Consider the following 24,345-nt stretch of genomic DNA (forward strand, 5'->3'; position numbering starts at 1 on the left):
TCCTCAGCTGTCTTTTTTGTTTGCCATATTACCGGATTTGGCCATTTCCACTCATGACATACTTTATTGTCGTCAGTGCAGGCAAGCCCATTGGGCCTCTGGCATGAAGTTTTTGTGTTGAAATTCCAATCTCAGCTCCAAATCCCAAAGCACTGCCATCAGTGAAACGAGTTGAAGCATTATGATAAATTGCTGCTGCATCCACCAGACCTTTAAACCGTTTAGCAACATCAGCGTCCTCTGTTACAATCGCTTCTGAATGTTTTGTACCATACTGGTCGATATGAGAGATAGCTTCATCAATAGATGGAGTAACTTTTATCGCCACATCCAGGCTTAAGAATTCATTTTTCCAATGTTCTTCCTGTGCAGGAACAGCATTAGGGAATACTGAAAGTGCTTTTTCATCCCCATATACCCCTATATTGTTCTGCTTAACTGCGTCGATCAATTTGTCTTTATGCAAAGCAAGAAATGATTCATGCACAATCAGCGTCTCTGCTGCATTACAAACTGCTGGACGGTCTGTTTTGGCATTAATGAAGATATTGATCGCTTTTTCAGGGTCAGCATCCTTATCGATATAAATATGACAGTTGCCAACACCCGTTTCAAGTACAGGCACTGTGGCATTATTTACAACAGCCTGGATTAATTTTCCTCCTCCGCGGGGGATTAACACATCAATATGCTCTTTCATGGTAAAAAGCTTCTCAGTGGCTGCCCGGTCAGTGCTGTCTACAAACTGTACCGCATCTGCAGAGATAGCAGTTGATACCAATGCTCCTTTCATTACTTTCACAATTGCACGATTTGAATGAATGGCTGAAGAACCACCTTTTAACACGATTGCATTACCTGACTTTAATGCCAGCCCTGTTGCATCGGCTGTAACATTTGGACGTGCTTCATAAATCATTCCGATTACACCGAGAGGCACGCGGACAGTTTGAACATCCAAACCATTATCAAGTGTCCACTGAGAGTCAATTTCACCAGTTGGGTCATCCAGCTTTGCTACTTGGCGCAATCCCTCTGCAAATTCTTTTATGCGTTCTTCACTTAATGAAAGGCGGTCCATGTATGCATCGTCATAACCGGATTTGCGGCCGCTGTCTAAATCCTGTTTGTTTGCCTTCAAAATGCTTTTAACATTCAGATCCAGTGCATCTGCTAGTGTGTGAAGAGCAGCATTTTTTTCTTCAGTGGATAAAAGACCTAGTTCTTTTGAAGCTTTTTGAGCGAGAATTGCCTGCTGTTTTACATCTACGGGTTCAATGACGGTTGTCATCCAACCACTCCTTTCAAGAATTTATTTTTTAATTTGTGATTAAACTCCGATTGGGATCGCAACTTCAAGCTCACACACAAATGAATCATTATGCATGGCTGCTTCCTGAGAATCTTCAGTTTCTTCATTTTTAAGCTGAATTTTCTCCAGGTCTACAGATGAATAGTTTACGACACCAAGACCTAGTTTTTTGTTGTTCAGATCAAGAATCCGCACTACAGAGCCTTTTTTAAAATAACCGTTTATTTGATAGATTTGGCTCGGCAGTAAGCTTCCTTTTTCGTTTACAATGGATTCTTTTGCATTATCTTCAATCAGAATTTCACCTTCTGGTCCAGAATTAAATGCAATCCACTGACGATAGTGATCAAGATTCTGCTCTGGTTCCTTCACATCAAAATAAGTTCCTCTTGCCTCTTCATTTACAGCATCAATTAGAATATTTTTCACTCCTGATTTACCAAGAAATGATGGTATACCTGAAGCCATTGATATTTTAAACGCATCGATTTTCGAGCGCATTCCGCCGGTTCCTACAGCAGATCCGGGCTCTCCGGCCATTTCTTCTATGTCCGGTGTTATTTCCGCTACTTCCTTTAAAAGCTCTGCTGAAGGATCTTTTCTTGGATCAGCACTATACAGCCCATCAATATCAGATAAGATAATCAGCTGATCAGACGCTACCAGTCCTGCAACCTTTGCAGAAAGTGTATCATTATCTCCGAATCTCAGACGGTCCGTTGTCACTGTGTCATTTTCATTAACAATCGGAACAATACCGCGTTCTAACAACACGTTAATCGTATTTCTTACATTGTTATAACGTGTTTCATCGGAAAAATCGCTTCTTGTAATTAGAATTTGAGAAGCAGCATAGCCGTGAGATGAGAAAAGCTCCGAGTATGTTTCAATCAATCGGCCTTGTCCAACAGCTGCGGCTGCTTGTTTTTCCGGTAATGAGGTTGGTCTGTTCACAAACCCCAAAGTACGATAACCAGCTGCAACCGCCCCGGAGGATACAAGTACGACTTCATGCCCCTGGTCTTTTAATTCCGCTACCTGGTCTGTCAAACGCTGAATTTTTCTTCTGCTGATATCTCCTGACAGACTTGTTAATGAACTGCTTCCTATTTTAATTACAACTCTTTTTTGATTATCCGATGTCATCCTATCACTCCTAGTTTTTAAAAATAGTCGGCTTTTTAATATAAGAATTTAAATTTATTTATTGGGTTTCAGGCTTCTGCAGGTACTTTCTCCAGATCCTTTGTTATTTCTTTAGAACGGTTCATTGCTCCTTCTATTGCCGCTTTAATGGCAGTACCGCCTCCGCTGTCTGACAGTGCCTCCAGACCTGCCGCAGTTGTTCCATTAGGTGAAGTTACATTCTGACGCAGCTCAGTTGGCGTTTCATCCCGTTCGATCATCATTTTTGCAGCTCCGAGGATGGTTTGAGCACCAATTTCCCGTGCCTGTTTGATATCCATTCCATTTTCGAATGCTGTTTTTTCAATATGCTCCATTAGATAATAGAAGTAAGCTGGTCCGCTTCCTGCAATACCTGTAAATAGGTCCATTTGATTTTCTTCAATCACATATACTTCTCCGATACAAGCCAGAAGGCTTTTTGCTAATTTAACGTTTTTCATCGTTACATTTTGACCAGGAGAAATTGCAGTTGCCGATTCTCTAAGCATGCTCGATGTATTCGGCATCACTCGAATGACCTGCTGTTCTTGCTGCAGAATATTTTCCATAAAATCCGTTGAAATGCCTGCAAGCACACTCATTACAACCTGGTCAGGTCTTATTTCATCTCTTATGGATAGAAGACACGCTTCAGCATCCTTTGGTTTCATTGCCATGAAAATGACATCATAAGAAGACAGCTGAACTTTGTCTCGTCTAATCCCTTGTATCCCGTATCGGTTATGCAGTTCCAGCAGCCTCTCGCCGTTGCTTCTATTTGTTGCTGTAATTTGGTGAGGTGCCAGCGTCCCTGTTTGGACGATTCCTGAAATCATGGCTTCTGCCATGTTTCCTGCTCCGATAAAAGCTACTCGTAAATTCGTTGACATAGTTATTCCATCTCCTTCTGAATTAAGTTGTTCGGTTTTGTACGTTCAATTTTTTTCACGCTAATTATCGTAACATGTAGGCAATAGACTTCAAGGGTATATCTGAAGGTAGCGAGCTAGATGGTGTTAAAAGGAGTGAAAGCGTTATCAAGGGGATAGTAATTTGATTAAATGCTGTAATTCAGCCATATAGAGCTTGAGAGCTTAAAATATAGAGATATATAATTTTTCATTAATTATCCAATTGCTGTTCTAATCCCTTTTGGCACAAAAAAAGAGACGAAATTACTCGTCTCCAGGTACAGTTAAATTAAATTTTTCCTTTAAATTCCGAATCAACTTTTTATGATATTCGTCTGAGACAACTCCATAGGAGCCCCTGATAATTTCTGTAGCATAATGCATCGGCGGTGCACATTCTTTTCCCGGGTTAAGAACGATAAAGGTGAGCGATTTTTCATATTTTTCACCGTTCACTTCCACATCGACAAAAGCTGGCCGATAGGTGCCATTATGAACACCCTCCCGGTTGAATAAATACGATACAGCTTCTTCGTTCACACGGTACAGTACACCTTCTCCCTTATTGCCTGTTTCGATTATATTGGCCCTGCCTCCGTCATGAACCGACAATGAATAATTCATTTCCAAACGATCGACAATGGCCCCTCCAATCCGGTCAATAAACAGGTGGTCTACCTGGGCCAGCTTAAAGCGTTCGTCATCCATACAGGATCCATAAGCAAAGTAAGTGTGAACTTTTCTGTCCAGCTCCTGATGGACGATCCAGTCTCCAAACTCAAGAGGAACAAGACCATTAACCTGGTCTTTTTTATTAATATATGTCCATACCTCCAGCTTTCCCAGATGATCGGTATGAATGGTGATGGACCTTCTTTGATATTCATCTTTTAATTCATCCCCTGAATACGATTCAAGATGATCAAGTTTCTTTAAAAGGGCAGGAGAAATTTCATACACTTCGCCATAAACTCTTCCCCGTTCTTCCTGTACAAAATAGGGATAACCCTTTCCTGAGTCGTATATGGTCCCTTCAGTCCATGCCTGTGAAGAAATAAGCGGCTGTGGTTCCAATATAGAATGATATCTTCCGTGTTTTCTTAATGTGCCGTAAACAAAAATATACATGCTATTTTCAAACTCCTTTTTATTATCCTAGATCTGTTTTACACACTGTTGATTCGGAAATCAACAGCCTTGTTTAGCAAAGTTATTATCTTAAGGATGCCGGTTCAGGATATTTTATTGCGTTTTTCTTCATTTTATTCTTAGCTGCTTCTTCCAGATCAATTTCGAGTTTTGATGCCAGCTGAATAAGATAAATCAGCACGTCCGCCATCTCATCTTTCATTTCCTGCTTATTTTGTTTGACGGCTTCTTCGCTTGATTTCCATTGAAACAGCTCCAGCAGCTCGGAAGATTCCAGCACAATTGATAATGCCAGATCCTTTTCCTGATGAACTTCATCCCATCCCCGTTTGTTACGAAATTCGATTATTTCCTCTTGCAGCTTCTTCATCCAATTCCTCCATCTGTAGCCAGTTTGTAACAGACAACGTACATGCGTTCGTGCTATAGTAATAGCGGTGATTAAAATGAAATTAATAAGATGGACGTTTTCAGGAAGAGGCAGAATAAGAGCATACGTCGATATGTTCCCCAACTCAACCGTTCACCTGTCAAAGATTCGCGGGTTTTACTTCGTACGCCATATCCAATGGGATGATTGGGACCCAATTGTGGAAAACTGTGATTTGAAGGAAATTGAGCGTTTAGTGAACGAAGAGCTGGATACAATTGATGCTTACAATAAAAGACGTAATGCTTCATCATAATAATCTCCTGAAAAATCCGATATACTTACAGTAATAAACTGAATCTATAAAATCAACCCGTGTTAATTTTCTAAAAGATAAGAATGGAGTCGATAAGCTACATGACCAGACATCTTAAAAAAACTGCATGCATCGGCATGGCACTTACCCTGTTAGCTCTTCCGTTATCCCCTGCAAAGGCTGAAATTAATAAACCGGAAATCTATGTTGCACTTGGGGATTCGGTAGCAGCAGGCGCAACCCCCTATGATGAACTTGATGCAGGCTACACTGATATTATTGCAAACAAGCTGGCTCAAAATGGTCTGTTAGCGGCTTTTAGCAAGGATTTTGCTGTGCCTGGTTTTGCTACATCTAATATTATTGAACTTCTTGACACCGCTGAAGTACGGCAGGCAGTTGAACAAGCGACTATGATTACTCTCTCAGCTGGAGCCAATGATGTGCTTGGCCTGGTTCAGCAGGATGCAGGCGGCCGGACAGTAGCATATGATCAACTTACAGCAAATGCCGTATTAAATCAGATGCGCATTCAGTACGGGGAGTTACTGGATGAAGTTCAAGAGATAAATCCCGATGCGGCCATTTATGCGATCGGCTATTACTTCCCCTACCCTCATGTCCTTGAGACTCAGCAGCAGGGTGTGAGAAAAATGCTGGCAACGGTTAATACCATTATCCAAAACGAAGCAGAAGCAAGAGACATTGAGTTTATCGATGTGGCAGAAGATTTTGATAAAAATGGAAATGAATATGTGCCTAATCCTACAGATGTTCACCCGAATCAGGAAGGGTATACTGCTATTGCAAGTTCCTTCTTTGAACAGGTGGAACCAAGCATTGAAGTTTCCTTAAATGATGTTCCGCCAAATCCCGGCATGTCTCCTTTTTTAGAACAGCTGATGCAATCAAATGGCGGTCAAACCCAGCCCTCTAACCAGGATGAAGCAGGGCAAAGTCCGGCTGAAAATGAATCTGATAGAAATGAAGAAACCCCGGCTGAGTCACCGGAAGATAATTCTGATCCACAGGAATCAGCACCAATTCAGGAAAATAATCAGGATGGCCCTGAACAAGGGATTGAAGGAACTGATGGTGCAGCTTTAGGTCCAATTCCAGCTCCATCTGTTCGCCATCATGTGCCTTTATTGGGCTAACAAAATAAGCCTCCTGAACATTAAGTTCAGGAGGCTTTGTTTTCTTATTTTTCTACTGGGCCATCTTCCCAGCAGTCAGCATTTTTCAATCCGGGAATACTGTTTCTGTAAAATACAGGATCAAGACCATTTTGTTTTTGCCGCTGATAATCCTTTAATACTTTAAACGCCAGCGGAGACAAAAGACTAATGGCTGTAAGGTTGATGAGTGCCATGGTAGCCATAGAAACATCCGCCAGGTTCCACACAACACCGAATGATTGAACAGAACCGAAATACACCATGCCCATTACAATTAACCGGTATAAATTTAAGAATAGAGGACTGTTTTTAATAAATTCAATATTGGTTTGTCCGTAATAATAATTTCCTACAATAGAACTGAAAGCAAAAAGGAATATTGCAATGCTAATAAATGCCGCAGCCCAATCGCCTACATGGAAAGCAAGCGCATCCTGTGTTAATTGAATCCCCTCTGTTCCATTCAGGTACTCTCCGGACATAATAATGATTAAAGCTGTCGCAGTACATATTACAAGCGTATCAACAAAAACACCTAATGTCTGAATTAGCCCTTGTTTTGCCGGGTGCGTAACTCCAGCGGTTGCAGCAGCGTTCGGGGCGCTACCCATACCGGCTTCATTGGAGAAAAGACCTCTTTTTATGCCGTTCATAATTGCAGCACCAATGCCGCCTGATACAAGTTCAGTAATGCCAAAGGCATTGCTGAAAATGACTGTGAACATTTCTGGTACCAAATTTAAATTTGTAATAAGAATAAAAAGTGCTAAAAGAATATATAAAATGGCCATTACCGGTACCACAACACTTGTTACTGCTGCCACCCGGTTTACTCCTCCGAAAATCACAATTCCGGTAATAACAACCAGTACAATTCCTACAACAGATCTGTCCCAGCCAAATGAACCTTCAAGCGCCAGTGAAATCGTATTGGACTGGACTGAGTTAAATATTAAACCAAAGGTAATCGAAATAATGACTGCAAAAATGATGCCCATCCAGCGCGCGTTTAACCCTTTTTCCATGTAATAAGCTGGACCGCCTCTAAAGCCGTCCTTATCTTTAACTTTGTACACTTGCGCAAGTGTGGATTCAACAAATGCAGATGCCGCACCTACTAAAGCAATAATCCACATCCAAAAGACAGCACCGGGTCCTCCTAAGTAAATTGCAGTCGCAACCCCTGCAAGATTTCCTGTTCCTACGCGGGATGCAGTTGAAATAGTAAATGCTTTAAAAGAAGATATTCCTCTTTGGCCTTCCGCTGATATCGTTGATTTTTCAGTCAGCAGCCTGCCCATGTCTCCGATTTTCGTAAACTGCATGAAGCCGCTTCGAACGGAAAAATATAAACCGCAGCCAATCAGTACGATTATCAGTATGTAATCCCATAAAAACCCATTTAATGTTGTAGCAATTGAATCGATCCTAGCTACAAATTGTAACGTACCATACTCCAATTAAATCCCTCCTGGGTATAAAATAAATATATGAAAAAATGGAAGAAAGAGGTTCCTTCTTCCATTCCCCATTCAATCGATATTAAACGTCTGGAATAGCCGTTTCCTGCCATGCGCAGACAATAGTCCCTACTTCACTTTCATCGATTACAAAAGAACCATTTGAATAACGGTCATTCAACCGGTATGCTGATGCATGAATTGTATGGCGCATGCCTTTTTTACTTTCCAATACAAAAAGATCTTCACTTGATTTTACTGCAAATACACTGATGACACGATGAGGGTTCTTTTTGAGCTCTCTCAGCATAATTAGTCCGCGCTTTGCCCGCGTACTAAGATCAAACTCCGCTGAGGCAATTTTTTTAACTGCTCCGCGCTGAGTAATCATCATCAGCTGATCCTCAGGCTTAACCATAAGCCCGCTCACCACATAATCATCTTCCTTCAGATTGATGCCTTTCACTCCTGCCGCTCTAGGACCGACAGTATTAACATCCTCTTCACTAAACCGCAGACCATAGCCAAAAGAAGTAGCTAACAGCAGTTCCTTTGATCCGTCAGTTAAAAATACAGTTATCAGTTCGTCTTCTGCTTTTACGTTCAATGCAACCAATGCACGAAAGTGTCGCTGCGCTTTATAAAGATTGAATTCTGATTTCTTCACCATGCCGTTTTTAGTGATAAAAACCAAATATTGATTTTCCTGATAATCCTTGACATGCATCGCTTTTATCAGCTGTTCATCTTTTTCAAGCGTTACGAGACTTGCAATATGCTGACCTAAATCTTTCCACCTTATATCCGGGAGCTGATGGATCGGTATTGAGATGTAGTTGCCCTTATTCGTAAATAACAATAAAACATCCGTTGTATTGGCATCGAGTTTTACTAAAAGTCTGTCGGATTCTTTCATCGCAAAATCCTGACCATTTGAAGCAGCATAAGAGCGCAGTGACGTTCGTTTAACATAACCGCCTTTTGTGACCGTTACAATAACATCTTCACTCGCCACCAGCACTTCCATGTTAATCTTCAGCTCTTCTATCTGATCTACAATAACAGATCTGCGTTCGTCTGTGTATTGTTTTTGAACGTTTTTGAGTTCCTTTTTAATGACTGAAATCAGTTTTTTAGGACTTTCTAAAATGGCTTGCAGCTCTTTTATCAGTTTTTCAAGTTCCGTTGCTTCTTTTTGTAACGCTGTAATATCAGTATTGGTTAACCGATATAGCTGCAATGAAACAATCGCTTCAGATTGGGGTTCTGTAAATTCAAATCGCATTTGAAGGTTATTTTTTGCATCTTTTTTATCTTTAGACCCGCGAATTGTTTCAATGACTTCATCCAGAATGGACAATGCCTTAATTAAGCCCTCTACAATATGCTGCCGTGTTTTTGCACGATTCAGATCAAATTCTGTTCTTCTTGTAACAACTTCTTTTTGGTGTTCAATGTAAGCATCAAGTAATTGTGACAGCCCCATTAACACGGGCCTTTTATTATGGATCGCCACCATATTAAAATTGTAGTGCACTTGCAGATCCGTATTCTTAAATAGAAAATTCAACACACCGCTCGCATCTGCATCTTTTTTCAGTTCCACTACGATACGAAGTCCTGTTCGGTCTGTTTCATCGCGAACCTCTGATATTCCTTCAACTTTGCGATCGGCACGCAGTTCATCCATTTTTTTAACAAGATTGGCTTTGTTAACTTCAAACGGAATTTCAGTAATAACCAGCTGCTGTTTTCCGCCTCTGACATCCTCAGTATCCACTTTTCCACGGATAACGATTTTGCCTTTTCCTTTTTCATAAGCATTTTTAATCCCGTCAATTCCCTGTATAATGCCTCCGGTTGGAAAATCCGGCCCTTTAATAACCGTCATTAACTCCTCAACAGAACAGTCAGGTTTATCCATTCTCATGATAGTGGCATCAATGACTTCACCAATTTGATGAGGAGGTATTTCAGTGGCATAACCTGCGGAAATTCCTGTTGAACCATTTACAAGAAGGTTTGGATAACGAGCGGGTAAAACAGTTGGCTCTTCCGACGTATCATCAAAATTAGAAATATGATCTACTGTCTGCTTTTCGATGTCTCTGAGCAGTTCCCCTGCAATAGCAGATAATCTGGCTTCAGTGTAACGCATTGCGGCTGCAGGGTCCCCGTCCACACTACCGTTATTGCCATGCATTTCTACCAGCATATTGCGCACTTTCCAGCTCTGGCTCATTCTCACCATTGCTTCATATACAGAAGAATCACCGTGGGGATGATAATTACCGATAACATTACCGACCGTTTTAGCTGATTTACGAAATCCTTTTTCCTGTGTGTTTCCTTCAAAATGCATTGCATATAATATTCTTCGCTGTACAGGCTTTAGCCCGTCCCTGGCATCGGGCAGGGCACGTTCCTGAATAATGTATTTACTGTATCTCCCGAATCGGTCGCCTATTACTTCCTCAAGCGGGAGGTCTTGAAAACGTTCTGTTGCAGTCATATTGAATTATTCCTCCTCTGAAACCATAATCTGATCGTTATCCAGGATGTTTTCATTGTCGTCAAGCCCGAATGCAACATTGGATTCAATCCACTTTCTTCGAGGCTCCACTTTGTCTCCCATTAACGTAGTAACACGGCGTTCTGCGCGTGCTCCATCATCAATTCTTACCCGGATCAGGGTTCTTGTTTCAGGATTCATTGTCGTTTCCCATAACTGGGAAGCATTCATCTCGCCCAAACCTTTGTACCGCTGCAGAATATAGCCCTTGCCAACTTTTTTAGTCGCTTCTCCCAATTCATCATCGGTCCACGCGTACTCGATTACTTCTTTTTTCCCCGCTCCTTTACTCACCTTATACAGAGGAGGCAGAGCAATATATACACGGCCGGCTTCAATCATCGGCTTCATGTACCGGTAAAAAAAAGTAAGCAGCAGTACTTGGATATGTGCTCCGTCGGTATCGGCATCTGTCATAATGACAATTTTGTCATATTGAATATCATCGACCTCAAAATCAGCGCCTACACCTGCTCCAATTGCATGAATAATCGTGTTGATTTCTTCATTTTTGAATATATCTGCAAGCTTTGCTTTTTCTGTATTGATTACCTTTCCTCTGAGCGGAAGTACTGCTTGAAACTTACGGTCACGCCCCTGTTTGGCAGAACCGCCGGCTGAGTCACCCTCTACTAAATAAAGCTCATTGCGGGCAGCATTTTTGGATTGTGCCGGCGTTAATTTTCCGGATAATATGGTATCGGACTTCTTGCGCTTTTTACCGTTTCTCGCGTCTTCACGTGCACGGCGGGCAGCTTCACGCGCCTGTTGTGCACGAATCGCTTTTTTAATAAGGAGTGTACTGATTTCAGGGTTTTCCTCTAAAAAGTACAGCAGATGACCGGCAATTACACCGTCGACAGCCGACCTTGCTTCAGTTGTTCCGAGTTTCCCTTTGGTCTGTCCTTCGAACTGTAAAATGCCTTCTGGAATTCTGACCGATATAATACTTGCAAATCCCTCGCGGATGTCAGATCCATCTAAATTCTTATCTTTTTCTTTTAATAAGCTCACTTTTCTGGCGTACTCATTTATCACACGCGTAACGGCTGTTTTAGCCCCGGCTTCATGAGTGCCCCCGTCTTTTGTTCGCACATTATTAACAAATGAAAGGATCGTTTCCGAGTATCCGTCATTAAATTGAAAAGCAAAATCCACCTCAATGCCGTCCTGTTCGCCTTCAAAAGAAACAACCGGATGCAGAACATCTTTCTCTTCGTTTAAATACGATACAAAAGCTTCAATGCCTGTGTCGAATTGAAAGGTATCATTTCTGTCATCGCGTTCATCTTTTAGCTCGATTTTAAATCCTTTGAGCAAAAAGGCACTTTCACGCAATCGTTCACACAATGTGTCGTAATTAAAATGCGTTACACTGAAGATGGATGCGTCGGGTTTAAAATGAATCAACGTCCCTGATTGATTTGTTTTTCCCTTTTTTTCAAGGGACGTGACAGGTTTACCGCCATCTTCAAAACGCATTTCATGGATGGTGCCATTTCGGTGTATAGTCACTACCAGCCATTCGGAGAGGGCATTTACTACCGATGCCCCAACACCATGCAGACCGCCGCTCGTTTTGTATCCGCCCTGGCCAAACTTTCCGCCTGCATGCAGAACAGTAAATATGACTTCAGGTGTCGGCTTTCCGGAACGGTGAATTCCTGTGGGCATACCCCGTCCATAATCCCTTATGGATATACTGTTGTCTTTATGAAGTGTAATTTGAATTGTGTCTCCAAATCCACCGAGTGCCTCATCAACTGAATTATCTACAATTTCATATACTAAATGATGCAAACCGCGCGCATCTGTAGAACCAATGTACATACCAGGGCGCTTTCTTACAGCCTCTAGTCCTTCGAGTACCTGAATGGCATCGTCGTTATATTCCATCGTTGCTTTTTTTGCCATTGATATTCCCCTTCCAAACTGTACAAACATATGTTCGTTTATTCCATTGTATCATAAAGAATCAAGTTTCCCCATCATATTCTATACTTATTTCATGCTCTTTTTCAATGTATCATTTTCAGATAAGCTGTTTTACTCTCGCTCACGTTCACTATTTTGACCTAGTATGATCATAGCACTTAATTTGAATTCACGGGTGAAATTCGAAAATTAGTCTTATCATAAACCAATACACAGACAAAATAAAAGGACCTGACGATTATTTCGTCAAATCCTTTTAACTCATTTCTATCTGGTAATGGCGTGTTCCACCTTGATGCATCGATCCATGATAACCGTTCTTCCTTTCGCCTGCAGCTCGTCAAAGACCTGCTCATCCATTACCCCCAGCTGAGACCAGAAAACAGGTGCATCTGTTTTTAAAAACTCTTCGGCAAGTGCAGGAAGAAATTCCGATCTTCTAAAAACGTTGACAATATCAATTTTACCTTCAACCTCATCCAGTGAGGAAACTGCCTTTACACCAAGTGCTTCTGTTATCGTGGGATTAACGGGAACAATCTCATATCCTGCATCCTGCATTGCTTTTGAAACACCATAAGATGTTCTGGACGGATTGTCACTTAAGCCAATAACCGCAATTCTTTTCGACTGGTTTAATATTGAGCCTATTTCTTCTCTAGATGGATTTTGAATCAATGTGCTCACTCCTTTTTGTTTTGAACCATTATTCCAAAAGACCCTTTGACTCAAGAAATTCCTTCGCTACCTGAGCATGGTCTTTGCCGTCAATATCAACAGCTGCATTCATCTTTTGCATATCCTCTGCTGTAATCTTTCCGGACAGTTCGTTTATAATTCCTTCCAATTCAGGATAAGCCTCTAAAACATCCTGGCGGACAACAGGGGCAGCATCGTACTTAGGGAAAAATCCCAGGTCATCTTCTGTTGTTTGAAGATTAAATCTTTCAATTCGTCCGTCTGTTGTAAAAGCAGAAATGACATCCACCTGTCCATCCTGAACTGCCTGATACATGATATTGGCATCCAGGCTTTTAGTCTCAGCAAAGCTGTAATCATATGCTTTGACCAGCGCCTCATAGCCATCATTCTTCCGTTCAAAAAAGGCGTGCGGAGCACCAAATGACAACTGATCAGATATCTCAGCAAGCTCTGAGTATGTGGTTGCTTCAAAATCAGCATCCTGTGCAAATGCCATCGTGTAATCATTGGCAAACCCTAACGGTTCAAGCCAGGTGACTTCATATTTTTCTTCATAGCCTTTGCGGACTCTTTCAAGAATACTTTCACTTGATTCTCCTTCTTTGGCTTCTTCACCTAAAACAGCCTCCAGACCGGTTCCGGTGTATTCCACGTAGAGATCGATTTCCCCCTGTTCCAGCGCAGGAGTTAAAATCCCTACTTCACCGAGCCCCTCGTTTAGTTCAACATCATAGTCGGAGCGGTGTTCAATGTATTGCTCCAGTATGTTTGGCAGGATGAGCTGTTCGGTAAAATCTTTGCCGGATATAACGATCGGGTCGCTGCTGTCTCTTTCCCCACTGCTGCAGGCAGACAGGATTAGAAGACAGCTCATTGATGTTAATAACAATCCTTTTGATTTGTTCATAGTTTTCTCCCTCATTGTCAATTTTTTAATTTCAGGATTTCATTTTCAGGCCTTTAGGGGTCGTTCTTTTTTCCATCAGTTTCAAGATAAAATCAAAACCAAGAGCAAGAAGTGCGACAGGGATGGCTCCGGCTAAAACCAGATTATTGTTGTAGGATTGAAGCCCCCGCCAAATGACGTCACCTAACCCGCCAGCTCCTACAAATGTAGCAAGTGTAGCCACTCCAACTGTTAAAACTGTTGCTGTTCGGATGCCAGCCATTAAAAAAGACAGGGATAACGGCAGTTCAATTTTGAATAATATTTGTGAGCTTGTCATTCCCATGCCGCGCCCGGCTTCTATTATAGCCTGATCAACGCCTGTAATCCCTGTATAGGTATTGCGTAAAATAGGCAGCAAGGCATAAATAATAAGAGCGATTAATGCCGTTTCAAAACCGATTCCAATTAAAGGAACTAAAAACCCGAATAGAGCCAGACTTGGAATCGTTTGAAAAACCGCTGTGATTCCAATATAAAATTCTGCTAGTTTCTGTTTTCTGGAAATGAATATCCCTAGAGGCAGCGAGATTATAATTGCAATTAAAATAGCGGAAAAGGATAAATACAAGTGCTCGATGGTACGCTCAATAATCAAATCCTGCCTTTGGAGGATTGTGTCCCAAAACGCTTGAAAAATCTCCATGCCTACACCCCTTTCTCAAATCCGGCTAGTTTTCTTAACAGCAGATTTTGATGAATAATACCAATAGGCTTTCCATTTTCCACTACATACATTGAGATGATATTGCGCCCGGTCATTTCTCCTGCAGCAAGTTTAAGATCAGCCGTTGAATCAATCGTTGGGAATTCAGTTTTAATTTCTTCTGTTAATGGATCCATTATCGAAGTTACAGGTGATAATAATGGGGTGTGGAGGTTAAGAAAAGCATTGATGCGATCTTCTCCTATAAATGAGCGGACAAATTCATTTTTCGGCGTCTGCACCAGCTCCTTAGGGGCTGCAACCTGTTCAATCAGGCCGTCCTTCAATACAACAATCTGATCAGCAATCTTAAGTGCCTCGTCCATATCATGAGTTACGAACACAATTGTTTTTTTGATTTTGGTCTGGAGCTGTTTCAATTCATCCTGCAGCTGGTCTCTGGAGATCGGGTCAAGTGCACTGAATGGCTCGTCCATTAAAATAATAGGCGGATCGCCCGCCAAAGCACGAACCACGCCTACCCGCTGCTGCTGCCCTCCGCTTAGCTCAAGCGGATATCTTTTTTTGTATACAGATGGATCTAAGCCAACCAGATTCAATAATTCGTCCACTTTTTGATTGTATTCTTCTTTTTTCATCCCCTTCAATTTCGGAATTAAGCCAACATTTTCTTCAATTGTCATGTGTGGAAACAAGCCTATTCTTTGGATAACATATCCAATATTTCTTCTCAGATCGACTTCTTTTTGACGGGCTATGTTCTCTCCGCCAATCAAAATCTCACCGGATGTTGGCTCAATTAATTTATTTATCATTTTCATCGTGGTCGTTTTCCCGCAGCCGCTTGGGCCGATCAATGCAACCAGCTTACCCTCTTCTATATGTAGATCGATCCCTTTAATTGCCTCGGTTCCATCTTCAAAGGTCTTTTTTACATTTTTAAATGTAATCATCTTTACACCGCCTTTTTACTTTCACACTAATAGTAGATTCCCCCACTTTTCTGAGCATAAACTCATTAAGTAATGAAATTGTAACAAACTGCAGGTTTACTTGTCTGCAGTTTGTTTTTGTTCTTTCATGATCAGCCATTGCTCCACTATTACAGCTGTCACAGTGCCGGTAATTAAACCGTTTGATAATATGGAGCTTACAGCAGCAGGAAGTCCGCTGTAGGCTTCTGAAGGCACAAACATAAGGCCGACACCAATAAGCCACGCAATACCAATAACCGTTAATCCGCGCTCAGTGTTTTGTTCCTTTTGCCATTCTAAAAAAGCAAGACGAATCATATTGGTAAAAATAACAAAAGTAACCGCAAATGCGACGGCAGCGGGAATTTGGGAAAGCGTATTAATAATCAGGGGAAAAAAGCTGACCGCTGCTACAATCATGCACCCTATCAGAAACGGAGTTCTGCTCTGTGATTTGGTAGCTGCTACAAAGCCAGCAGCTCCTGCAATCGGTACAGAACCGATGGCCGAGAGGGCTCCGCTAAAGAGAGTGTTAACCCCCGCTGCCAGCCCAGCCTGCCGGAAGCGATGCTTTGGCGTTTCATTAAAATGCTCGTTCATAGCAGATTCCATCACTCTTATCGAAGCAACCATGTTCGCAGTCAATAAAAAAGTAATGAAGAATGCAGTAACAATAACTCCGCTGTCAAAAACCGGCGGTCCGAAAGCAAAAAAATCAGGCAATGTGACTAGCGCATTTGTCGATGGCATGTCAAACGGAGCTTTGCCTAAGAAACCAAAGATGATCCACCCTGCTGCAATGGATAAGATAATGGAGTAACGCTTCATAAAAATCTTTTTTTGATTGCCAAGCCAAAAAGCAAGCATGACAGTGATAACAGAACCAAAAATCACAAAACCCTGTATTGTCCCTTTTTCATTTGGAAGGCCTATCATACCGTTTAAAAAAGATCCGCTTAATTGAAAAATCAAAAGCATTAAATAAGTAAACGTTACGACCGGGGTAAAAAGGACTGTAATTTTATCCATTATTCCAGTTAAGGATATTAATAAGAAAATGATTCCACTTACGAGCAGACCAGATTGCAGTATTTGCAGCGTTTCGATCGGTGTCGTATAAATAACACCTACAAATGTGGCGTAAATGGTAAACACACCCCACCACAAGCCAGCCGGCCCCTCACTAATCGGCAGCTTATGGCCTAACAGAACCTGAGTAATTCCCGCAATTCCAAGAACCAGCAGAGTTCTTTGGACAAACCCTGCTGTGTCAGCCGGATTAAGCTCAAACACTGCAGCAATTGCTATCGGTGCTGCGATGGATGCTGCGATCATAAAAATAAACCATTGAAAAGAACTTAACATCGTCTTCATTTATCTATACTCCTTTAAATAATCATGTGGTCATCGTAGCACAGAAATACAGGAAAAAGGAAAAATATCCTTTTAGTCTATTCAACTTAAATTCTCTTTTAAGATGTTAATTAAATACACGTTTAGAAACATTTCATGATAAAATAACTGTACGCATACGATTTACACATATTTTACCTAAAATAATTAAAAGGAGTACTACTATGCTGGCTGCCATTATTTTTTTCTTATCATACATAATTGGTTCAATTCCATCTGGCTTGTGGATCGGAAAAGCCTTTTACAGCAAGGATATAAGAAATTTCGGAAGCGGAAACCTTGGTGCTACTAATACTTTCAGGGTCCTTGGGGTTAAAGCGGGCGCAATTGTTACTGTCATGGATATTTTAAAAGGAACTGCCGCTGTTTTAATTGCTCTTTCTTTCTCAAGGGAGGATCTGATGCTTGTGGCAGGCATCGTTGCTGTAATCGGCCATATGTTTCCGATTTTTGCTGGATTCAGAGGGGGAAAAGCAGTAGCAACATCTTCAGGAGTACTGCTGGGGTATGCACCGCTTTTATTTGTCCTTGTCGTACTTTGTTTCCTTCTCTCACTCTATGTATCTAAATACGTTTCCTTATCCTCTATGATTGCTGGCATATTTGCTATTTTGTACAGCGTCCTATTTACAGATGATCCGGCGCTGATCGCCATTGTCTGTGTAATGTCAGCGTTTGTTATTATCAGACACCGGACAAATATTATACGAATAAAAAATGGCACTGAACCTAAGATTACATGGATGAATAAAAAAAGAAAGCTCGATGCATAAAAATTTCTGCTGAACAGACCCAGCCTCTTTAGCGGCAACCAAAGAAAGCCTTCACGAACAAGAATATTGTTCATGAAGGCTTTTTTCTTAATGATTTGTCCCAATCTCGATTTACTTCTTTTCACCGATAACATGTTTAGAAAGTTAATGGGCAGGCAATATAACAGGATATAGAAAGATCATAATCACAGCAGCCGCTGCGATTGCTCCCGTTGTTATCAGATAGCCACTGAAATTCTTTTTCTTAAGCATTAACAGTGCTGCGTATACAACAGCTGAGAAAGCAATAAATAGGGAAGCTTCCATAAAGTATGAAGACTTTAATTGCAGGAAGGTCTGAATAAGCATACCGCCAAAAATGACCAGTCCAATCCATGAGAAAATACGTTTTTCCATAAAGACTCCTTTCAAGTTCAATTATTGTTGTTCGTTCCACCTATCCATTATAATAAAAATAAAGGATTTATTAAAGAAAGGAGAAAGCGAAATGGATATCCAGCTTTCAAAAGATGCAGTAAAATGGTTTCAAAATGAAATGATGATTAAAGAAGGTGACCATGTTCGCTTTTTTGTAAAATACGGAGGATCCAGTCCCGTTCAAGAAGGCTTTTCACTGGGTGTCAGCAAAGATGATCCGATCGAAGCCGTTGTTATCCGGGAGGAAGAAGGCATCACCTTTTATGTTGAAGAAAAAGACGTATGGTATTTTGATGGTCACAATCTTGAAGTTGATTACAGTGAAAAAATTGATGGTCCGGCTTATGATTATCACAAAGACGAATAAAAAGGTGACAGCTCCGGCTGTCACCTTTTTATTATCTGAAATCGGATGAGATGTTCGTCCAATCCTTCTTTTTCCAGGATAAGAATTTGAGTTTCCCCAAGCAAATCATAGTGTGAATATCCATCTTTTCTAATATGAATCCACTGCTTCTTTAATTGGTATTTCTTTCCCCATTCTGCCAGCTTCTCAAGATTCTTTGCTCCTACCTTGGTGACCGTTTTAGAATCCGGGAACCGGTCGTCTAACCAGTAATGAGTTAAAAAAGCAATTTCTCCTCTATCAATTGCGTGTTTCCATTCTGTAATATGATTTTTATTAATACCAAAAGCCATCTTGTTCCCCCGTTACCCTTTTACAGGGTTTAGTTGGTGTTTTTTATGTTCCTCACATGCCTGATGCCATTCTGGAAAGAATTTTTTCACTGAAATTGGACGAAAGGATTCTTTTTTAACACAAACATGTTTTGATAATCCCGAAGCTGCCAGCTGACCTGAATCCGACACAATCTCATATCCGTAGTGTGTGCGAAGTCCATCATAATGATCAATCCATGTCCGAATGGTCGCTTTTTCGCCGTACCTTACCGGCATTTTATAAGATACCTGAATATCCATAACCGGCGCCAGGATCCCCTGCTCTTCCATTTCGGCATATCTGAATCCAAGTTCTTCAATTAATGCCGTTCTCCCAATTTCCATCCACACCAGATAGTTTGCATGGTAGACGACACCCATTTGATCTGTTTCTGCGTAACGCACTTCAATTGTTTTTTCTGCTACTTTCATTGGAAAGCTTCAATCCTTTCAAGCATTTTTATACAGTTTACCATATTGAGGGGTTAGTCCCTACCGAAAGGATTTTAGCTCTATAACGAAACCCTGGTATGCAGATTACAGCAAATGTGATTACCAATTGCATTATATCGATCAGCTCCAACAAAAATAAAAGCACTCTATCCGGTTGGACAGAATGCGAAGAATTATTTGCGTGCCTGCCAAGCCATCCATTTTTTCTCGAGCCGGTCTTCAATACGATCCATTTTAATGGGATCTTTTTGAATTTCCGACCGATTTTCGGCAACAAGCTCTTGAAGGGTTTTCCCTTTTACTCTCATGATCCACACCTCCTATAACTAGTATCGCACACAAGTAACTTTTTTAAACATAAAAAGAGTAAAAATTGTGACAATTTATTTTATCATCTTTTGTTTGATCAAACTCATAAAAAAACTCCGGGAGTGTAAATTACACTCTCGGAGTTGCTACTTACTATCAAACAGTCAGTTTATCTCGCAGAACCATGCGAAGGATACCGCCATGGCGATAATAATCAACCTCGACGTCGGAATCAAATCGTGCAAGCACGTCAAATTGCTTCACAGTGCCGTCTTCAGCAGTTGCAGTAACTGTCAGGATATCACGCGGTTTGACATTATCGGTGACATTTACAGATATGGTTTCACGCCCTGTCAGACCCAGTGATTCAGCATTATCGCCCTTTTTAAATTGCAGCGGCAATACTCCCATGAAAACCAGGTTTGAACGGTGAATACGCTCATAGCTTTCAGCAATAACCGTTTTAATGCCTAACAGATTGGTTCCTTTTGCTGCCCAGTCTCTTGATGAACCCATTCCGTAGTCTTTGCCGGCAAGCACTGCCAGCCCGGTTCCCTGCTGCTGATATTTCATGCAGGCATCGTAAATGGCCATTGTTTCGCCAGTCGGCCAGTAAGTGGTATAACCGCCTTCAGTGCCTGGTGCCACTTGGTTGCGAATACGGATATTTGCAAATGTACCACGCATCATTACCTCATGGTTGCCTCGGCGTGAACCATAGGAGTTAAAATCACGAATTGCAACACCATTTTCACGCAGATATAAGCCAGCAGGAGTGTCTTTTCCAATTGCGCCTGCAGGTGAGATATGGTCTGTTGTAACTGAATCTCCAAATTTACCAACTACACGCAGTCCGTCAAGGCCTTCTATATTGGATGGCTTTTCAGTTAATCCTTCAAAGAAAGGAGGGTTTTGAATGTATGTTGAGTCATTAGAGAAAGCATATAAATCATCATCGTTTGTTTGAATTTCGTTCCAGCGTTCATTATTATCAAATACACGCTTGTATTCTTCACGGAACAATTCAGGTGTTACCGTTCTCTTCACTACTTCATTCACTTCTTCAGTAGTCGGCCAAATGTCTTTTAAGAAAACATCATTCCCGGCTTTGTCTTTGCCGATTGCGTCTTTTTGAAGATCGATATCCACAGTGCCAGCTAAAGCATAGGCAACTACCAGCGGTGGTGAAGCAAGATAGTTTGCACGTACTAAAGGATGGATCCGCCCTTCGAAGTTACGGTTTCCTGACAATACAGAAGAAACCAGAAGATCACTATCTGCAATGGTCTTTTCAATCTCAGGAAGAAGCGGTCCGGAGTTACCGATACAGGTAGTACAGCCATAACCTACTAAATCAAAGCCAAGATTAGCTAATGGATCAAGCAAATTGGCATCACGCAGATAGCCTGATACGACCTTTGATCCTGGTGCTAAAGAGGTTTTTACGTACCCAGGCACTTCCATGCCCAGTTCAACAGCTTTTTGAGCTACTAAACCGGCACCCAGCATAACATACGGGTTTGAAGTATTTGTACAGCTTGTGATGGCAGCGATTGCTATTGCACCTGTTTTCATTGGTGCAAGATCTCCATTTGAGAACTCAACCACAGCTTCTTTTTTAACTTCCGCACTGTCAAGCCCAAAACCTTGAACACCCTCAGGCGCTGTTAAAGCTTTGTGAAATTCTTTTTTCATTGCAGAAAGAGGAATTAAATCCTGAGGACGTTTTGGTCCTGATAGGTTTGGTTCAATTTTTGACAGGTCAAGATCAATAACCTCAGTATAGGTAGGATCTTCTTTATCTGTAGTGAAGAACATATCGTTTTTAGTCAGATACTCTTCAACCAGTTTAATTTCTGATTCCTCACGGCCGGTCAATCGCATGTATTCCAGGGATTCTTTATCAACAGGGAAGAAACCGCATGTTGCGCCGTACTCAGGTGCCATATTTGCAATCGTTGCACGGTCTGCAAGCGGCAATTGAGGTACGCCCTCGCCAAAGAATTCAACAAATTTTCCAACTACGCCTTCTTTACGGAGAACCTGCGTTACTTTTAAAGCAAGATCAGTTGCCGTAGCACCTTGAGGAAGTGCACCGCTCAAACGTACACCAATTACTTCAGGAATTGGGAAGTATGATGGCTGACCAAGCATTCCGGCTTCAGCTTCTATTCCTCCTACACCCCAGCCTAGAACACCAATACCATTAATCATCGTAGTGTGTGAATCAGTACCTACTAATGTATCCGGAAAAGCAACTGTTTCACCCGAAGCATCGGTAGTATTCATTACAACACTTGCCAGATACTCAAGATTTACCTGATGCACAATTCCTGTTGCCGGCGGCACGGCACGATAGTTATTAAATGCTTTTTGAGCCCAGCTTAGAAACTCATAACGTTCTGCATTCCGTTCAAATTCCAAATCCATATTAACTTGCAGTGAATCAGCTGTTCCATATTTATCTACCTGTACAGAGTGGTCGATAACAAGGTCAACAGGAATTTCAGGATTAATTTTGTCTGGTGAACCGCCCATTTTTGACATTGCATCACGCAATGAAGCTAAATCCACTACAGCGGGAACACCCGTAAAATCCTGTAGAATAACACGTGCAGGTTTAAAAGGTACTTCAGAATCCTTTACCTTTTTTGAACCCCAGTTTGCCAGATTTTTAATATGGTCTTCTTTGATTACTCTTCCATCATATTGACGAAGTACTGATTCTAAAAGAACCCGAATTGAATATGGAAGCTTTGCAATTTTAGTTAGTCCCTTTTCTTCCAGGGCTTTAATTTCATAATAATGATAGCGTTTACCTTCAAGCTCAAATGATTTTTTTGCTTGAAACAAATCTTGATTAGCCATCTTTTTTCCCCCTTACTAGATTTAAAATATGTTATGTAACCCTCGCGCACATTACCATCTTAATACACTGAACATGATAAGTAAATATCAATAAAGTTATGTAAGGTGATAAGTATTGCTTATGATATTTCTTATTTTCAATGCACTTTACTTACTAAACCAATAAATAATAATGATTCTCAATTAGAATGTCGCTACAGGGATGATGCAAATGTTATTTTAAAATAATAACCTGCTAACGGTTCCACCTCATTTTAAACAACCCTGCATGCTCCATTGAACGGGCGATATCAAACAGCCAGTGCTCACAACCTTTTGGTGCTATAAATTGAGTGCCCATTGGAAGTTTTTCAGATGATAAATAAGTCGGAAGGCTGATGCCGGGCTGACCCGTTAGATTAGCAAGCTGGGTATAAGGGCTGTAAGCAAGACTAGGTTCAAACATTTCATATATTAAGGACTGCTGTAAATGCGGTTCTAATGCTGACACCTCCAGCAACTGGTTTATTTTTTCTTCATCAGGCGTTAATTCGCCAATCTCAGGAGCGGTAAACGCGGTTGACGGCGTCAACAGCAAATCATAAGACTGATGAAATTCATTCATCTTTTCAGCCGCTTCGTCCCATGCAGCAAGGCTAAGTGAAAATTCTCCTGCCGATAGCTTTTTCCCTGCTTCTGCAAGCACCCATCCTTCAATTTCCATATCCTTATGAGTTAGCGGCCGTCCCAGTGACCGTTCCATCAACAGTACTTGAGCAGCCATTTCACCTGAGTTCATTAGATAGTACTGCTCCATTAAATGTCTTCCATTAATATCAGGCACCGCCTCTTCAACGCTATGTCCCTGTTTTTCAAGCCAAATGGCCATTTCTTTAACTGCATTTACTGCCTCTGTGCTTACCGGGGTGCCAACAGGAGAATCAGTTATAAAGCCAATACGAAAGGTTTTGGGATTATTTTGGGATAAATTATTCATATAACCTGCCGTATAAAGCGGAGTATGAAAAGCCGCACTTGATTGCACTGTTTGCATCTGATCAAGCAGAATTGCGGTATCACGAACAGACTTCGTTAGTGCAAAATCCACTGCAGCCCCCTGCCACTGACGCCCCACTCCCGGACCAACCGGCATTCTTCCTCTGGTCGGCTTTAAACCAATCAGCCCGCAAAAAGAAGCGGGAATTCGAATGGATCCTCCCCCATCACTTGCTCCCGCAATGGAGACCATGTTCCCAGAAACGCTTGCCGCTGCTCCGCCGCTTGAGCCGCCAGGTGAATAATTTATGTTCCATGGATTTCTCGAAGCACCATGCAGCCTTGGTTCTGTTATATTTTTCAAACCGAATTCAGGTGTATTTGAATGGCCCATAATGATAAATCCGGCTTTTTTCAGCGCTTTTACAAAGTTACTATCTCTTGTAGAGACATTGTGTTCCAAAAGCTTTGAACCGGCCGTCAAAGGCTCACCTTTTACTGACTGAGATATGTTTTTCAGTACAATCGGCACTCCTGAAAAAGGCAGATTGATATCCACGGTTTCAGCTTCAGCAAGTGCAGATTCAAACCTTGTCGCCACAAGTGCATTTAGTGAAGGATTTTTTTCTTCTATTGAAATGATGGATGCTTCTACTAGTTCACGAGGAGAAGCCTGCTTCGTATGTATCAGTTCTGCCTGACCAACTGCGTCTAAATTACGTATCAGATTGTCCACATTCATTCACACTCCCGCAAGA

At 41.4% G+C, this 24,345-nt stretch carries 23 protein-coding genes; 4 read left to right on the top strand and 19 right to left on the bottom strand.

The features are described 5' to 3' along the window. Positions 1–28: 28 nt before the first annotated feature. The 5 genes from E2R51_RS04120 to E2R51_RS04140 form a co-directional block, all read right to left on the bottom strand. Complete coding sequence (locus tag E2R51_RS04120) at positions 29–1,291, bottom strand: glutamate-5-semialdehyde dehydrogenase (protein ID WP_133375754.1); 1,263 nt, start codon at positions 1,289–1,291, stop codon at positions 29–31. A 39-nt stretch (positions 1,292–1,330) separates the two neighbouring features. Beyond that, positions 1,331–2,458 (bottom strand): glutamate 5-kinase, encoded by a 1,128-nt coding sequence (gene proB / locus E2R51_RS04125; RefSeq protein WP_133375755.1) that lies wholly within the window; start codon positions 2,456–2,458, stop codon positions 1,331–1,333. Between the two features lie 68 nt (positions 2,459–2,526). Next, a complete protein-coding gene (proC, locus tag E2R51_RS04130) occupies positions 2,527–3,369 on the bottom strand; it encodes a pyrroline-5-carboxylate reductase (RefSeq protein ID WP_133375756.1) in 843 nt (280 codons plus the stop codon). Between the two features lie 285 nt (positions 3,370–3,654). Then, complete coding sequence (locus E2R51_RS04135) at positions 3,655–4,518, bottom strand: gamma-glutamylcyclotransferase family protein (RefSeq protein WP_133375757.1); 864 nt, start codon at positions 4,516–4,518, stop codon at positions 3,655–3,657. Between the two features lie 85 nt (positions 4,519–4,603). After that, positions 4,604–4,909 carry a nucleotide pyrophosphohydrolase gene (locus E2R51_RS04140; protein WP_133375758.1) on the bottom strand — a complete coding sequence of 102 codons (306 nt, stop codon included), beginning with the start codon at positions 4,907–4,909 and terminating at the stop codon, positions 4,604–4,606. A gap of 76 nt (positions 4,910–4,985) precedes the next feature. On the opposite strand from E2R51_RS04140, the gene E2R51_RS04145 reads away from it, so the two are divergent. Both E2R51_RS04145 and E2R51_RS04150 read left to right on the top strand, forming a co-directional pair. Then, positions 4,986–5,225, top strand: coding sequence for a hypothetical protein (locus tag E2R51_RS04145; protein WP_133375759.1), 240 nt, complete (start codon positions 4,986–4,988; stop codon positions 5,223–5,225). A gap of 101 nt (positions 5,226–5,326) precedes the next feature. Then, on the top strand, positions 5,327–6,382 hold the full coding sequence (locus E2R51_RS04150) for a GDSL-type esterase/lipase family protein (RefSeq protein ID WP_165967136.1): 1,056 nt from the start codon (positions 5,327–5,329) through the stop codon (positions 6,380–6,382). A gap of 44 nt (positions 6,383–6,426) precedes the next feature. On the opposite strand, the gene E2R51_RS04155 is transcribed toward E2R51_RS04150, so the two are convergent. The 8 genes from E2R51_RS04155 to E2R51_RS04190 all read right to left on the bottom strand — a co-directional run bounded on the left by E2R51_RS04155 (position 6,427) and on the right by E2R51_RS04190 (position 17,033). Then, on the bottom strand, positions 6,427–7,863 hold the full coding sequence (locus tag E2R51_RS04155; protein ID WP_133375761.1) for an alanine/glycine:cation symporter family protein: 1,437 nt from the start codon (positions 7,861–7,863) through the stop codon (positions 6,427–6,429). Between the two features lie 82 nt (positions 7,864–7,945). Then, complete coding sequence (gene parC / locus E2R51_RS04160) at positions 7,946–10,375, bottom strand: DNA topoisomerase IV subunit A (RefSeq protein ID WP_133375762.1); 2,430 nt, start codon at positions 10,373–10,375, stop codon at positions 7,946–7,948. 6 nt (positions 10,376–10,381) lie between these two features. Then, positions 10,382–12,349 carry a DNA topoisomerase IV subunit B gene (gene parE / locus E2R51_RS04165; RefSeq protein WP_133375763.1) on the bottom strand — a complete coding sequence of 656 codons (1,968 nt, stop codon included), beginning with the start codon at positions 12,347–12,349 and terminating at the stop codon, positions 10,382–10,384. Positions 12,350–12,637: 288 nt separating this feature from the next. Continuing rightward, positions 12,638–13,045, bottom strand: coding sequence for a CoA-binding protein (locus E2R51_RS04170; RefSeq protein WP_133376322.1), 408 nt, complete (start codon positions 13,043–13,045; stop codon positions 12,638–12,640). 31 nt (positions 13,046–13,076) lie between these two features. After that, on the bottom strand, positions 13,077–13,979 hold the full coding sequence (locus tag E2R51_RS04175) for an ABC transporter substrate-binding protein (RefSeq protein WP_205703305.1): 903 nt from the start codon (positions 13,977–13,979) through the stop codon (positions 13,077–13,079). Positions 13,980–14,010: 31 nt separating this feature from the next. Next, positions 14,011–14,664, bottom strand: coding sequence for an ABC transporter permease (locus tag E2R51_RS04180; protein ID WP_133375764.1), 654 nt, complete (start codon positions 14,662–14,664; stop codon positions 14,011–14,013). A gap of 2 nt (positions 14,665–14,666) precedes the next feature. Next, entirely contained in the window at positions 14,667–15,638 is a 972-nt protein-coding gene (locus tag E2R51_RS04185) for an ABC transporter ATP-binding protein (protein ID WP_133375765.1), read from the bottom strand. Between the two features lie 96 nt (positions 15,639–15,734). Beyond that, positions 15,735–17,033: a purine/pyrimidine permease gene (locus E2R51_RS04190; RefSeq protein ID WP_133375766.1), complete on the bottom strand. Its 1,299-nt coding sequence runs from the start codon at positions 17,031–17,033 to the stop codon at positions 15,735–15,737. A gap of 203 nt (positions 17,034–17,236) precedes the next feature. Here E2R51_RS04190 and plsY point away from each other — a divergent pair, with 203 nt between their 5' ends. Further along, positions 17,237–17,845, top strand: coding sequence for a glycerol-3-phosphate 1-O-acyltransferase PlsY (gene plsY, locus E2R51_RS04195; protein ID WP_133375767.1), 609 nt, complete (start codon positions 17,237–17,239; stop codon positions 17,843–17,845). Positions 17,846–17,989: 144 nt separating this feature from the next. Here plsY and E2R51_RS04200 read toward each other — a convergent pair whose 3' ends face one another. After that, complete coding sequence (locus tag E2R51_RS04200) at positions 17,990–18,241, bottom strand: hypothetical protein (protein WP_133375768.1); 252 nt, start codon at positions 18,239–18,241, stop codon at positions 17,990–17,992. 91 nt (positions 18,242–18,332) lie between these two features. Between E2R51_RS04200 and E2R51_RS04205 the strand changes: the two genes are divergently transcribed. Then, positions 18,333–18,629, top strand: coding sequence for a HesB/YadR/YfhF family protein (locus E2R51_RS04205; protein ID WP_133375769.1), 297 nt, complete (start codon positions 18,333–18,335; stop codon positions 18,627–18,629). 20 nt (positions 18,630–18,649) lie between these two features. On the opposite strand, the gene E2R51_RS04210 is transcribed toward E2R51_RS04205, so the two are convergent. The 5 genes from E2R51_RS04210 to E2R51_RS04230 all read right to left on the bottom strand — a co-directional run bounded on the left by E2R51_RS04210 (position 18,650) and on the right by E2R51_RS04230 (position 24,329). Continuing rightward, the gene (locus tag E2R51_RS04210) at positions 18,650–18,961 is read right to left on the bottom strand and encodes a hypothetical protein (RefSeq protein WP_133375770.1); all 312 of its coding nucleotides are present in this window, start codon (positions 18,959–18,961) and stop codon (positions 18,650–18,652) included. 12 nt (positions 18,962–18,973) lie between these two features. Continuing rightward, positions 18,974–19,414: an acyl-CoA thioesterase gene (locus E2R51_RS04215; protein ID WP_133375771.1), complete on the bottom strand. Its 441-nt coding sequence runs from the start codon at positions 19,412–19,414 to the stop codon at positions 18,974–18,976. Between the two features lie 194 nt (positions 19,415–19,608). Beyond that, complete coding sequence (locus E2R51_RS04220) at positions 19,609–19,743, bottom strand: FbpB family small basic protein (RefSeq protein ID WP_240732951.1); 135 nt, start codon at positions 19,741–19,743, stop codon at positions 19,609–19,611. Between the two features lie 157 nt (positions 19,744–19,900). Beyond that, the gene (gene acnA, locus E2R51_RS04225; protein WP_133375772.1) at positions 19,901–22,612 is read right to left on the bottom strand and encodes an aconitate hydratase AcnA; all 2,712 of its coding nucleotides are present in this window, start codon (positions 22,610–22,612) and stop codon (positions 19,901–19,903) included. Positions 22,613–22,847: 235 nt separating this feature from the next. Then, positions 22,848–24,329, bottom strand: a complete 1,482-nt coding sequence (locus E2R51_RS04230) for an amidase (protein ID WP_133375773.1) — start codon at positions 24,327–24,329, stop codon at positions 22,848–22,850. Positions 24,330–24,345 lie beyond the last annotated feature (16 nt).

This window comes from Jeotgalibacillus sp. S-D1, from assembly GCF_004358665.1.
Taxonomy (GTDB): domain Bacteria; phylum Bacillota; class Bacilli; order Bacillales; family Jeotgalibacillaceae; genus Jeotgalibacillus.